The organism is Streptomyces sp. NPDC014764 (genome assembly GCF_043082785.1).
Classification (GTDB): domain Bacteria; phylum Actinomycetota; class Actinomycetes; order Streptomycetales; family Streptomycetaceae; genus Streptomyces; species Streptomyces althioticus.
The window spans coordinates 115226-128059 of sequence record NZ_JBIBXY010000002.1; the positions used below are offsets into that span (position 1 = coordinate 115226).

Genomic DNA, 12834 nt, shown 5'->3' on the forward strand with positions numbered 1-12834 from the left:
AAGCGTGGACCTGCGTTTCGGCGACAGCAAACCGACGGACGAGGAGCGTGCCGCCGTCGACGCCCTGCTCGGGCCGCCCGAGTCGTCCTGGGAGGGCGCCGACCGCTCCGACGCGGACCTGAGGTGGGCGCGCGGCGGACGGGCCGCGCGTGACCGCCGCGACCTGCTGCTGCCGGGGCTGCACGCGCTCAACGACCGGGTCGGCTGGATCAGCGAGGGCGGCCTGGACTACCTGTGCCGCCGGCTGACGGTCCCGCCGTCCGAGGCGTACGGGGTGGCGACGTTCTACGCCATGTTCTCGGTCCGTCCGCGCCCGGCCACCGTGCTGCACGTGTGCACGGACCTGGCCTGCGCGGCGGCGGGCGCGCCGAAGCTGTGCGAGGCGGTGCAGGCGCGCCTGGGGCCGGAGTCGGGGGTGAGGGTGGAGCGCAGTCCGTGTCTGGGGCTGTGCGAGCGGGCCCCGGCGGCGCTGGTGGTGCGGGCCGGGGAGGACGCGGACGGTGCGACGGCCGGCGGGGTGGCACGGGCGTCCGCGGTGTCCGCCCCCGCCACCCCCGACACCGTGGTCCACGCGGCGCTCACCCCGGAGAACGCCCCCGAGGAGCCCCCGGCCGCCCTCGCGGTTCCCCAGGCGCCCGGCCCCGGGCTGCTCCTGCTGGGCCGCGTCGGCACGGTGGACCCCGCCGATCTGGACGACTACCGGGCGCACGGCGGGTACACGGCGCTGCGCCGGGCCTTCGCGCTCGGGCCCGCCGGGGTGATCCGGGAGGTGACCGACTCCGGACTGCTGGGCCGTGGCGGCGCGGCCTTCCCCACCGGCCGCAAGTGGCAGGCCACCGCCTCCCAGCCGGACCACCCGCACTACCTGGTGTGCAACGCCGACGAGTCCGAGCCGGGCACGTTCAAGGACCGCGTGCTGATGGAGGGCGACCCGTACGCGCTGGTCGAGGCCATGACGATCGCCGCGTACGCGACCGGCGCCCGGCACGGGTACCTGTATCTGCGCGGCGAGTACCCGCGCGCTCTGGTCCGCATGGAGCACGCGATCGGACAGGCCCGCGCCCGTGGTCTGCTCGGCGACGACATCCTGGGCCAGGGGTTCTCCTTCGACATCGAGATACGGCGCGGCGCGGGCGCCTACATCTGCGGTGAGGAGACGGCCCTGTTCAACTCGATCGAGGGGTTCCGGGGCGAGCCGCGTTCCAAGCCGCCGTTCCCGGTGGAGAAGGGCCTCTTCGGCAAGCCGACCGTCGCGAACAACGTGGAGACGCTGGTCAACGTCCTGCCCGTCCTCACGCTGGGCGCGCAGGCGTACGCGGCGATCGGCACCGGCGCGTCCACCGGCCCCAAGCTGTTCTGCGTCTCGGGGAGTGTCGACCGCCCGGGCATCTACGAGCTGCCGTTCGGCGCCACGCTCGGCGAGCTGCTCACGCTCGCCGGCGTACGGGACGGTCTGCGGGCGGTGCTGCTGGGCGGGGCCGCCGGCGGATTCGTACGCCCCGACGAGCTGGACATCCCGCTCACCTTCGAAGGCACCCGGGAAGCCGGCACCACCCTGGGCTCCGGAGTCGTCATGGCCTTCGACGACACCGTTCCGCTCCCCCGCCTGCTGCTGCGCATCGCCGAGTTCTTCCGTGACGAGTCCTGCGGGCAGTGCGTGCCCTGCCGGGTCGGCACGGTCCGCCAGGAGGAGGCGCTGCACCGGATCGCGGAGCGGACCGGCGCGGACGCCGCCGCCGACATCACCCTGCTGCGCGAGGTCGGGCGCGCGATGCGGGACGCCTCGATCTGCGGTCTCGGCCAGACCGCGTGGAACGCCGTGGAATCCGCCATCGACCGTCTGGGGGCGTACGAATGACCGTGACACCGCTGGGGATCCCCCGCCGTCTGCTGGAGTTCACCCTGGACGGGGAGCCGGTGCGGGCGCCCGAGGGGTCGACGATCCTCGACGCCTGCCGGGCCGCGGGGAAGGACATCCCGACGCTGTGCGAGGGCGACACGCTCACACCGAAGAACGCCTGCCGCGTCTGCGTGGTGGAGGTCGAGGGCGCGCGTACGCTGGTCCCGGCCTGCTCGCGGAAGGCCGAGGCGGGCATGGAGGTGCGCACCGGCACCGAACGGGCCCGGCACAGCCGCAAGGTCGTCCTGGAGCTCCTCGCCTCCTCGGTCGACCTGTCGACGACGCCCCGGGTCGCCGAATGGCTGAAGGAGTACGAGGCGAAACCGGACCGCTTCGGCCCGGACGCGGCCCGGGTGAACGAGGAGCCGCGCGTCGACAACGACCTCTACGTGCGCGACTACGGCAAATGCATCCTCTGCTACAAGTGCGTCGACGCCTGCGGCGACCAGTGGCAGAACACCTTCGCGATCTCCGTCGCCGGGCGCGGCTTCGACGCCCGTATCGCGGTCGAGCACGACGCCCCGCTGACCGACTCGGCCTGCGTGTACTGCGGCAACTGCATCGAGGTCTGCCCGACGGGGGCGCTGTCGTTCAAGTCGGAGTTCGACATGCGGGAGGCGGGTACGTGGGACGAGTCGCGGCAGACGCGCACGACGACCGTGTGCGCCTACTGCGGCGTGGGCTGCAACCTGACGCTCCATGTGCAGGACAATGAGATCGTGAAGGTCACGTCGCCGCACGACAACCCGGTGACCCACGGCAACCTGTGCATCAAGGGCCGGTTCGGCTACCAGCACGTGCAGAACCGGGACTGAACGGAACGGACAGGGACATGGGACGAGTCACGGAACGACGCAAGGTGATCCGCATCCGGGACGGGGCGGTGTCCACCCGCCCGGACACGCTCGTCGCCGAGGAGCCCCTGGAGATCCGGCTGAACGGCAGGCCCCTGGCCATCACCATGCGCACCCCGGGGGACGACTTCGCGCTGGCGGTGGGCTTCCTGGTCAGCGAGGGCGTGCTGGCGACCGCGTCGGACCTGCGGAACATCGTCTACTGCGCCGGGGCCACCGCCGACGGGTCGAACACCTACAACGTCGTCGACGTGACGACCGCGCCCGGGGTGGAGATCCCGGACATCACGCTGGAGCGGAACGTCTACACCACGTCCTCCTGCGGTCTGTGCGGCAAGGCCAGCCTGGACGCGGTGCGCACCACGACCCGTCACCCGATCGCGGACACCCCGCCGCTGCGGGTGACGCCGGAGCTGCTGTCCGAGCTGCCGGACCGGCTGCGGGCGGCCCAGCGGGTCTTCGACCGCACCGGCGGGCTGCACGCGGCGGCGCTGTTCGACGAGCACGGCGAGCTGCTGGACGTACGGGAGGACGTGGGCAGGCACAACGCGGTCGACAAGCTGGTCGGCCGCGCCCTGCAGAGCGGGGACCTGCCGCTGTCGCGGACGGTCCTCATGGTGTCCGGGCGGGCCTCGTTCGAGCTGGCGCAGAAGGCGGTCATGGCCGGCATCCCAGTGCTGGCGGCGGTCTCGGCGCCGTCCTCGCTGGCCGTCGACCTGGCGGCGGAGACCGGCATGACCCTGGTGGGCTTCCTGCGGGGCAGTTCCATGAACGTGTACGCGGGTGAGGAGCGGATCGCCCTGCGGGCCGCGGGCGTCAGGGCCTGACCGCACCCCCTCGCTGCACGGCGGCGGGGCCCCACCGGCGGGGAGCGCCCCCTGCGCCGCGGGGCCCCGCCTCGGTCGAGGCCCCGTGGACCGGCGCGCCCGCTGACATCACCCGGCGTGCCCGGCGACACGCGAGGACGGCGACGGATCGGTCCCGGGCGCGCCCGGCACCCCCGCCTGCCACCCGCAGGCGTACCCCGGGCCGAGCCGGGACGGGCGACCGGTGCCGAGCCACGACGTGAACTGGCTGGAGACGTCCGCGACGGCGGCGGTGGTCAGCCGGAACGTGTCGCCGTACCGGCCTCGGTCCGTGACGGTGCGGCTCGGTCCTCCGCAGTGACCTCCGGGACGGGGTCCTTGGAACGGCGCTTGGCGATGACCGCGCACACCATGAGCTGCATCTGGTGGAACAGCATGAGCGGCAGGACGGCCAGCGAGGCGTGCGCCCCGAACAGCACGCTCGCCATGGGCAGTCCGGCGGCCAGCGACTTCTTCGACCCGGCGAACTGGATGGCGATGCGGTCCTCCCGGCCGAAGCCGAGGCCCTTGGCGCCGTACCAGGTGAGCGCCAGCATCACGGCGAGCAGGACGGCCTCGACGACGAGCAGTCCGCCGAGCCGGCCGGGGCTGACCTGGCTCCAGACGCCCTGCACCATGCCCTCGCTGAACGCGGTGTAGACGACGAGCAGGATGGAGCCGCGGTCCACGAGCCCCAGCACCTTGCGGTGACGGGCGACGAAGCCGCCGATCCAGCGGCGGGTGAACTGCCCGGCGAGGAACGGCACCAGCAGCTGGAGCACGATCTTCACCACCGAGTCGCCGGAGAAGCCGCCCGCGCCGCCGCCGAGCAGCGCCGCGGCGAGCAGCGGGGTGACGACGATGCCGGCCAGCGAGGAGAAGGAGCCGGCGCAGATCGCGGCGGGTACGTTGCCGCGGGCGATCGAGGTGAACGCGATCGACGACTGGATGGTGGACGGGACCAGGGTGCAGAACAGCAGCCCCTGGTACAGCGGGTCGTCGAGGAACACCGGGACGAGTCCGCGGGAGGCCAGGCCCAGCAGCGGGAAGACGACGAACGTGCAGGCCAGGACGGTGACGTGGAGCCGCCAGTGCTTGAGGCCGTCGAGCGCCTCACGGGTGGAGAGGCGGGCGCCGTAGAGGAAGAAGAGGAACGCGATCGCGGCGGTGGAGGCGCCGGAGGCGACGTCCGCGCCGGCGCCCCGGGCGGGCAGGAGCGCGGCCACACCCACCGTGCCGAGCAGGAGCGTGATGTACGGGTCTATCGGCATCCAACGCGGCCAGTGCAGGCGTTTCACGGTGCTCCACGTGCTCGGGTGTGTGTGCTCGGCGGTGCGGTTCCCCGGAGCGGGTGCCCCGGGCGGCCGGGGACAAGGGGTCCCCGCTCCATCCTGCTCCTCCGTCCCGTGATCGGGAATCCCGTACACCGCTCTCACTGTGATCGCTCCGCGTGATGACCGGGGTAGGCTGCCGGGCATGTACGAGCCGACCCACCTGCGGACCTTCCTTTCCGTGGCGCAGACGCTGAGCTTCACTCAGGCGGCGCGGCGGCTGGGCCTGCGCCAGTCCACGGTGAGCCAGCACGTGCGGCGGCTGGAGGAGGCCACCGGGCGGCAGCTGTTCACCCGGGACACCCACTCCGTGGAGCTGACCGAGGACGGCGAGGCGATGCTCGGTTTCGCGCGCCGCATCCTCGACGTGCACGAGCAGGCGGCGCAGTTCTTCACCGGCACCCGGCTGCGCGGACGGCTGCGGTTCGGGGCGTCCGAGGACTTCGTGCTGACCCGGCTGCCGGAGATCCTCGAACGGTTCCGGCACGAGCACCCTGAGGTCGACCTGGAGCTGACGGTGGAGCTGTCGGGCACCCTGCACGAGCAGCTCGCGGCGGGCAGGCTGGACCTGGTGCTGGCCAAGCGGCGGCCGGAGGACCCGCGTCCGGACCCGCACCGGCTGGTGTGGCAGGACGAGCTGGTGTGGATCGGCGCGCCGGGCCTGCGGCTCGACCCGCACCGCCCGGTCCCGCTGATCGTCTACCCGCCGCCAGGGATCACCCGGGACCTGGCGCTGCGGGCGCTGGAGCGGGAAGGCCGGCAGTGGCGGATCGTGTGCAGCAGCGGCAGCCTCAACGGGCTGCTCGCGGCGGCGCGGGCGGGGCTCGGTGTGATGGTGCACGCGCGCGGGCTGATCCCGCCGGGGCTGGTGCGGATGCCGGAGCGGGCGGGACTGCCGGAGCCGGGCTCGGTGGACTTCGTGGTGGTGCACGGCCGACGGCGGCCCTCGGCGCAGGGCGCGGCGGACGCGCTCGCGGCGGCGATCCTTGCGGGAGGCGACCGGCTGCACCGCGGCGGGCAGGGGTGACAGTGACGTCCGCGGAAGGGTGACGGTCCGGGCGGCCCGTGCGCTGAGCTGGGTGGAGGCCGTCACGCCGCCCATGGGCCGGTCATGGGGACGTACAGATTCCGTGGAGATTGCGGCACCGAAACTTACTCCGCCGTCAGGAATGTGCCCGGACCCTACCCGCTTGCGAGGTTTCTCCTTCACCGGTCGGCGGTGTCGCGCCCTATACGCGGTTTTCGACCCCCTCCCGCCCCCGGAACCCGTGGGGTAGCTTTCACCGCGCTGTGCGGGACGACGGTGTTGCCGCACCGGTCCGAGCGCCAGGAAGCGGGGAGCGGGATTGCGCGAGTTCACCAACCCTCCGTTGTCACAGGCGCCCGCGGTGGGCGGTCTGGCCGACGTGGTGTTCCAGTACGCCGAGGAGGAGCCGCTGAGGGCGGCGCTCGGCCGCAAGGACGACGACGGCCACTGGCGCGACGTGACCTCCGCCGAGTTCCGTGACGAGGTGCTCGCCCTGGCGAAGGGCCTGCTGGCGAGCGGGATCCGGTTCGGCGACCGCGTCGCGATCATGTCCCGTACCCGGTACGAGTGGACCCTCTTCGACTTCGCGCTGTGGTCGGTCGGCGCGCAGGTCGTCCCCGTCTACCCGACGTCGTCGGCCGAGCAGTGCTCGTGGATGCTGCACGACGCGGAGGTGTCGGCGGCGATCGTGGAGCACGAGGACCACGCGATGACCATCGCCACGGTCATCGACCGGCTGCCGCGGATGCGCCGGCTGTGGCAGCTCGACGCGGGCGCGGTGCAGGAGCTGTACGACGCGGGCGCGCACATCGAGGACGACGTGGTGCACCGCCACCGCAGGGCGGTCACCCCCGAGTCGGTGGCGACGATCATCTACACCTCGGGCACCACCGGCCGCCCCAAGGGCTGCGTCCTCTCGCACGGCAACTTCATGTACGAGGCGGACACCGTCATCGAGCGCTGGGAGCCGGTGTTCCACTCCAGGCGGGGCGACGAGGCGTCGACGCTGCTGTTCCTGCCGCTGGCGCACGTCTTCGGGCGGATGGTGGAGGTCGCGGCGATCCGCGGCAAGGTGAAGTTCGGCCACCAGCCGCAGCTCAACGCGGCCGCGCTGATGCCCGACCTGGCCGCGTTCCGGCCGACGTTCATCCTGGCCGTGCCGTACATCTTCGAGAAGGTGTTCAACGCGGCGCGGCGCAAGGCCGAGCGGGAGGGGCGCGCGGGCCCGTTCGAGAAGGCGGTCGACGTGGCCGTCCGGTACGCCGACGCGATGGAGGCGAGAGCCTGGGGCACCGGTCCCGGCCCGTCCGCGGGACTGCGGATGCAGCACCAGCTGTTCGACAAGCTGGTGTACTCCAAGATCCGTACCGCGATGGGCGGCAGGATCCGGCACGCCATGTCGGGCGGCTCGGCGATGGACCGGCGCCTCGGCCTGTTCTTCGCGGGCGCCGGCGTGCACATCTACGAGGGGTACGGGCTGACGGAGTCGACCGCCGCGGCCACCGCCAACCCGCCGGAACGCACCCGCTACGGCACGGTCGGGCAGCCGATCCCCGGTGTGAGCGTGCACATCGCGGACGACGGCGAGATCTGGCTGCACGGCGAGAACGTCTTCCAGGGGTACCTCAACAACCCGAAGGCCACCGACGAGACGCTGCACGACGGCTGGCTCGCCACCGGCGACCTGGGCTCCGTGGACGAGGACGGTTATCTGACCATCACCGGGCGCAAGAAGGAGATCCTGGTGACGTCCGGCGGCAAGAGCGTCTCACCGGGCGTGCTGGAGGAGCGGGTGCGCGACCATCCGCTGGTCAACCAGTGCCTCCTCGTCGGCAACGACCGTCCGTACGTCGCCGCGCTGGTCACCCTGGACCAGGAGGCGGTGGACCACTGGCTGGCCATGCGCGGCAAGCCGCGGCTCTCCCCGGCCGAACTGGTGCGCGACCCGGATCTGGAGACGGAGGTGCGGCGCGCGGTGGTGGCGGCCAACACCCTGGTCTCGCAGGCCGAGTCGATCCGCACCTTCCGCATCCTGGCGCAGCCGTTCACCGAGGAGCACGGGCTGCTCACCCCGTCGCTGAAGCTGAAGCGCAAGGCCATCGAGAAGGCGTACACCGAAGAGGTCGAGGCGCTGTACCGGGCGTGAATTCCGCGGTCAGGAATGCGGCGCGGACCGTGATCGTTGACGATGGGGGTATCACCTGACCACAACCTAAGGATCGAGAGCTCGTGAGCAAGGTCCCCCCGATCACCCTGAACAACGGCGTCGAGATGCCCCAGCTCGGGTTCGGCGTCTGGCAGGTAGCGGACGCGGAGGCCGAGACGGCCGTGGCGACGGCGCTGGAGGCCGGCTACCGCAGCATCGACACGGCCGCGATCTACGGCAACGAGGAGGGCACCGGCAAGGCCGTCGCGCGGTCGGGCGTCCCCCGTGAGGACATCTTCGTCACCACCAAGGTGTGGAACAGCGACCACGGGTACGACTCCACCCTGAAGGCCTTCGACACCTCGCTGTCGAAGCTCGGCCTCGACTACGTCGACCTGTACCTCATCCACTGGCCCACCCCGGCCCGCGACCTGTACGTCGACACCTACAAGGCGTTCGAGAAGCTGCTGTCGGACGGACGGGTGCGCGCGATCGGCGTGTCCAACTTCCTGCCGGAGCACCTGGAGCGGCTGATCGGGGAGACGTCGGTCGTCCCGGCGGTCAACCAGATCGAGCTGCACCCGCACCTCCAGCAGGCCGCCTCCCGGGAGTACCACGCGGAGCAGGGCATCGCCACCGAGGCCTGGTCCCCGCTCGGCTCCGGCAAGGGCATCCTGGAGATCCCGGCTCTCGTGGCCATCGCGCAGAAGCACGGCCGCACGCCCGCCCAGGTGGTGCTGCGCTGGCACCTCCAGCTGGGCAACGTCGTCATCCCCAAGTCGGTGACGCCGTCCCGTATCAAGGAGAACATCGACGTCTTCGGGTTCACCCTGGACGACGAGGACCTGGCGGCGATCAGCGCGCTGAACGAGGACCGGCGGACCGGTCTGCACCCCGCCGAGTTCAACCAGGCCTGACGGCCCGCACGCCGGTGGCCGGCCCCCGCGGTGACGGGTGGCCGGCCACCGGCGTTCGTGCACCGGTCAGTTGGGCTGCCCCAGAGGCCGGACGACCACGGTGTTCACGTCCACCCCTGCCGGCTGGCCGAGCGCCCACACCACCGACCCGGCGATCTGGTCGGCGGTGAGCATGCGCCCCAGTGACGTCACGTCCTGCTCGGCCCAGAACGGCGTCTCCACCCGGCCCGGCGCGACCAGCGTCACCCCGATCCCCCAGTCGGTGACCTGTCGCCGCGTGTTCTCGGCGAGCCCGGTCACCGCGTACTTGGTGGCGCCGTACAGATTGCCGGGCGTGGGCACGAACCCGGCGACGCTGCCCACCAGCACGATCCGCCCGCCGCTGCGCCGGAGCGCGTCGACGGAGGCCCGGATCAGCAGGGCGGGGCCCAGCACGTTGGTGAGCACCATGTCGGTCCACCCGGCGGGGTCGCCGTCGGCGACGGTGTCGTGCGTGGCGTACCCGGCGTTGGCGACGACGGCGTCCAGCCGCCCGAACCGTGCCAGCACGGTGTCGACGGCGCCGCTCACGTCGGCGTAGTCGGCCGCGTTCCCGGGGAGCGTCAACAGCCGCTCGGGCTCCCCGAGTTCCTTGGCGAACGCGTGCAGCCGCTCCTCCCGCCGGCCGGTGACGGCGACCGCCTCCCCCGCCTCCAGCAGCCGCCGCGCCACGGCGGCGCCGATGCCGGTGCCGCCTCCGGTGACGAGCGTGACCCGCGTGTCCTCGGTCATGGGAACTCCCCTGTCGTCTCGTGGTGTGCCGGGGAGTCCATCACTTGGAGCGCTGTCGAGGTCAAGGGGTCACACCGGCCGTACCCCCGAATGGACCGTGTGGGCCGCCAGGACGAAGACGTCCGGGCGGTGGTGGACGCTCGCCGGGTCGTCCGGGTCGACGAGGCGGTCCAGGGTGGCGCGGTCGTCGGCTTCCAGGTACTCGCCGAGCAGGTCGCGGGTGCGGGTGAGGGAGTCGACGACGTAGGCGCGGGCGCGGTCCGGAACGGGGGCCGGGAGGTCGAGGAGGAAGGTGCGCGAGCGGGTGTGGTGCAGGCCGGCCGCGGTGAGCAGGGCGGGCCAGTCCTCCGCCTGGGCCACCGAGCCGGGCAGGTCCTCCCGCATACGGCTGAACCGGTCCTCCTCCACGGCGTCGATGCGGGCCTGGAGGCCGGGGCGGCCGAAGCCGATGTCGCGGGGCAGGAAGCGGGAGGGCAGTCCGCCCTCCATCACGGCGAGCGTGCCGCCGGGCGCGAGCCGCTCGACACAGGCCGCGAGCGCGGCGCCCTGGTCGCCGAGGTGGTGGATGCTGCGGCTGGCCCACAGCAGGTCGGCCGGGTAGTCCAGCTCGGCCAGCACGCCCGGCATGTCGCCGGTCAGGGTGGCGAAGCGGTCGCCGGCGCCGAGGCGTTCGGCCCGTGCGCGGGCCCGGTCCAGCAGCGGTTCGGAGCCGTCGACGGCCACGATCCGGGCGCCCGGGAACGTCTCGGCGAACAGGCCGGAGATCACGCCGGGTCCGCTGCCGGCGTCCACGATCAGCCCCGGTTCGGTGACTTCCTTGGCCAGCCAGGCCAGGGCGTGCTCGTACAGCGGGGTGAACAGTTCCGCCTGGTTCTCCAGCAGGGGCGCCAGTTCGGCCCAGTCGAGGTGCTCGTGGTCGTGCCCGTGCGTGTTCTCGGGCCGGTGCTCGTCGTGCGCGGGTGCGTGGTGGTGGTGCGCCATGGTGGTCAGCCTCTCCGCTCGGATGCGGTCAGCGTGCGACGACGCACCGGGAAGGGGCAAACCATGTTGCCGGTACAGCAAAACAGCGGTGGTCCGCCGGACCCGGGCCCCGTGAGGTCCGGGTCCGGCGGACGCGGGTCAGCCGGTCACGACACCGGCGGGTAGGCGTTCTTCAGCAGCTCCTGGAACTGGGCGGAGAACCAGTGCCCGGAGACCGGGGCGTCCGGAAGGGCGCCCGACATGTTGTTGTCGTTGCGCGGGTTGCCCTGGTAGGTGGGATCGCACATCCGGTCGAAGCCCTTGCCCTCGTCGTTGTCGATCTCCTCGCTCGCACCGTCGGACTCACCCGGGGGCTTCATCCAGACGTAGGCGTCGATACCGGGTGCCGGGGACGCCTGGGGCCGCTCGCCCAGACCGGCTCCGGCCTGGTTGCACCAGTTGCCCGTGTTGTACCGGCGGTCGTAGCGACCGCCGTCGACATAGGTGTCCACGTCGGTGGTGGCGCCGGGACCGGTGGGCCGGTTCGCGCCGCCCCAGCCGTTGCGGGACGTGTCGATCAGCATGCCGATGTTCGAGTCGAAGCCGAGCGAGACCAGCTCCTGGCGCAGCGCCTGGGCGTACGACAGCTCGTCGACGTAGCGGTTCCAGCTCACCCACTTCGACTCGCGCACGGACTTGCCGCCCACGGTGTCGCCGATGGAGAAGTTGTCCTCCTCCAGAGCGCTGTAGTTGGCCGTGTTGGCGATGAAGCCGTGCACGTCGGCCACGGTCGCGCCCTCGGCGGTCGCGGCCTGCTTGAACAACTCGGCGGAGGGGCCGAAGTTGTCGTCCCAGCCCAGCCAGCCGTGGTGGCCGGCGTCCACGTAGTTGTAGACGTTGGGCGCGTCGCCCAGCTTGTTCAGGGCGTAGCCGACGCCCTTGACGTAGTTGCCGTTGGCCTTCATCGTGTCGCAGTTCTCGGTGGCGGTGGCCCGCGGCGACACGTTGGTGACCAGGTTGGGCAGCGAGTCGATCTCGACCGTGGTGACGATCCGCAGCGAGGCGTACTTCGGGTCGGAGAGGATCTCCGCGATCGGGTCGATGTACTCGGTCTTGTAGCGGTCGATCTCCGTCGGGCCCAGTTCGCCGTTGGAGGCGAGGGCGGCGCAGTCACGGCCCGGAAGGTTGTAGATGACCACCTGGAAGACGAGCTCGTCGGAGCCCTGCTGGCGCAGCGCCTCGTCGAGGTGCTCGCGCAGGCCCATCTTGCCGTTCGCCCCGTCGATGGCGGCGATGCGGTCCATCCAGACACCGGTCGGCTGGTCGGCGATGGCGTCGCCGCCCGGCTCGGCGGCGGCGTTCGCGGACCACTGCGGGTTCACGTACACCTTGGCGCCGTCGTACGGGTTGTCCACCCGGTCGCCCTGGGTGGGCGGGTCCTCCGGGTCGGTCGGGTCCGTCGGGTCCGTCGGGTCCGTCCCGCCGTCGTCGACGTTGCAGGTCACGCCGTCGAGGGTGAAGGTGCTGGGCACGGCGTTGGTGCCGGTGTAGCTGCCCTGGAAGCCGAACGTGGCGGAGCCTCCGCTGGCGAGCGTGGCGTTGTACGACTCGTTGGCCGCCGTGACGTTCGCGCCGGACTGGGTGACCCTGGCGTTCCAGCCGCTGGTCACCCTCTGGTTCCCGGCGTACGTCCAGTTCACGGCCCACGACGACTTCGCGGCGCCGTGGTTGGTGACCGTCACGGACGCGGTGAAGCCGGTGTCCCACTGGTTCTGCACGGTGTAGTCCACGGTGCAGGGGACTGCGGCCGCGCCGGCGTCGCCCGGGACGGCAGCGATCGCCGACCCGGTGGCGCCGGCGACCAGCGCCATGGCGGCGAGGAGCGCGGTTCTGGTGCGACTCATTGTGCGGGTTTCCTTATCCGTAGGGGGCGTTCCTTGCGGGCGCGCGCAGGCGTTCGCGCGGCCTGGTGCCTTACGGGGTGGGGGATGCCGTCCCGGAACCGCACGGGCGGGTCCGTGTTGCCGGCCGGACGTCTCCGGGCAGCACGACGGCACAGGGATCCCACGGTGACGAGCGCCCC

General features: G+C 72.1%; 10 protein-coding genes. 6 read left to right on the forward strand and 4 right to left on the reverse strand.

Features of this window, described 5'->3' with window-relative positions:
• The first annotated feature begins 4 nt into the window (after positions 1-4).
• Genes ACF1AG_RS05610 through fdhD form a run of 3 tightly spaced genes read left to right on the forward strand, consistent with a single transcriptional unit; the run spans position 5 to position 3581 of the window.
• Complete coding sequence (locus tag ACF1AG_RS05610) at positions 5-1858, forward strand: NAD(P)H-dependent oxidoreductase subunit E (protein ID WP_359602554.1); 1854 nt, start codon at positions 5-7, stop codon at positions 1856-1858.
• Positions 1855-2715: a 2Fe-2S iron-sulfur cluster-binding protein gene (locus ACF1AG_RS05615; protein WP_163089556.1), complete on the forward strand. Its 861-nt coding sequence runs from the start codon at positions 1855-1857 to the stop codon at positions 2713-2715. Before ACF1AG_RS05610 ends, ACF1AG_RS05615 begins: the two co-directional genes overlap by 4 nt.
• A 17-nt stretch (positions 2716-2732) precedes the next feature.
• Complete coding sequence (fdhD, locus tag ACF1AG_RS05620) at positions 2733-3581, forward strand: formate dehydrogenase accessory sulfurtransferase FdhD (protein ID WP_391809357.1); 849 nt, start codon at positions 2733-2735, stop codon at positions 3579-3581.
• A 275-nt stretch (positions 3582-3856) separates the two neighbouring features.
• On the opposite strand, the gene ACF1AG_RS05625 is transcribed toward fdhD, so the two are convergent.
• The gene (locus tag ACF1AG_RS05625; RefSeq protein ID WP_387797349.1) at positions 3857-4897 is read right to left on the reverse strand and encodes a bile acid:sodium symporter family protein; all 1041 of its coding nucleotides are present in this window, start codon (positions 4895-4897) and stop codon (positions 3857-3859) included.
• Between the two features lie 178 nt (positions 4898-5075).
• Here ACF1AG_RS05625 and ACF1AG_RS05630 point away from each other — a divergent pair, with 178 nt between their 5' ends.
• The 3 genes from ACF1AG_RS05630 (at position 5076) to ACF1AG_RS05640 (ending at position 9020) form a co-directional block, all read left to right on the forward strand.
• Entirely contained in the window at positions 5076-5957 is an 882-nt protein-coding gene (locus ACF1AG_RS05630) for a LysR family transcriptional regulator (protein WP_019521725.1), read from the forward strand.
• Between the two features lie 319 nt (positions 5958-6276).
• Positions 6277-8103, forward strand: a complete 1827-nt coding sequence (locus ACF1AG_RS05635; protein ID WP_359602550.1) for an AMP-dependent synthetase/ligase — start codon at positions 6277-6279, stop codon at positions 8101-8103.
• A gap of 125 nt (positions 8104-8228) precedes the next feature.
• Positions 8229-9020, forward strand: a complete 792-nt coding sequence (locus ACF1AG_RS05640) for an aldo/keto reductase (RefSeq protein ID WP_391809521.1) — start codon at positions 8229-8231, stop codon at positions 9018-9020.
• 66 nt (positions 9021-9086) lie between these two features.
• Here ACF1AG_RS05640 and ACF1AG_RS05645 read toward each other — a convergent pair whose 3' ends face one another.
• The 3 genes from ACF1AG_RS05645 to ACF1AG_RS05655 form a co-directional block, all read right to left on the reverse strand.
• Positions 9087-9791, reverse strand: coding sequence for an SDR family oxidoreductase (locus ACF1AG_RS05645; protein WP_391809358.1), 705 nt, complete (start codon positions 9789-9791; stop codon positions 9087-9089).
• Positions 9792-9860: 69 nt separating this feature from the next.
• Complete coding sequence (locus ACF1AG_RS05650) at positions 9861-10772, reverse strand: class I SAM-dependent methyltransferase (RefSeq protein ID WP_391809359.1); 912 nt, start codon at positions 10770-10772, stop codon at positions 9861-9863.
• Between the two features lie 146 nt (positions 10773-10918).
• Positions 10919-12655 carry a glycoside hydrolase family 6 protein gene (locus ACF1AG_RS05655; RefSeq protein WP_391809360.1) on the reverse strand — a complete coding sequence of 579 codons (1737 nt, stop codon included), beginning with the start codon at positions 12653-12655 and terminating at the stop codon, positions 10919-10921.
• Positions 12656-12834: the final 179 nt, after the last annotated feature.

What these genes read in the sequence shown, in the direction of transcription:
- ACF1AG_RS05655 (WP_391809360.1), bottom strand. Translation starts at nt 12,655, where the DNA reads ATGAGTCGCACCAGAACCGCGCTCCTCGCCGCCATGGCGCTGGTCGCC.
- fdhD (WP_391809357.1), top strand. Translation starts at nt 2,733, where the DNA reads ATGGGACGAGTCACGGAACGACGCAAGGTGATCCGCATCCGGGACGGG.
- ACF1AG_RS05650 (WP_391809359.1), bottom strand. Translation starts at nt 10,772, where the DNA reads ATGGCGCACCACCACCACGCACCCGCGCACGACGAGCACCGGCCCGAG.
- ACF1AG_RS05645 (WP_391809358.1), bottom strand. Translation starts at nt 9,791, where the DNA reads ATGACCGAGGACACGCGGGTCACGCTCGTCACCGGAGGCGGCACCGGC.
- ACF1AG_RS05615 (WP_163089556.1), top strand. Translation starts at nt 1,855, where the DNA reads ATGACCGTGACACCGCTGGGGATCCCCCGCCGTCTGCTGGAGTTCACC.
- ACF1AG_RS05640 (WP_391809521.1), top strand. Translation starts at nt 8,229, where the DNA reads ATGCCCCAGCTCGGGTTCGGCGTCTGGCAGGTAGCGGACGCGGAGGCC.
- ACF1AG_RS05630 (WP_019521725.1), top strand. Translation starts at nt 5,076, where the DNA reads ATGTACGAGCCGACCCACCTGCGGACCTTCCTTTCCGTGGCGCAGACG.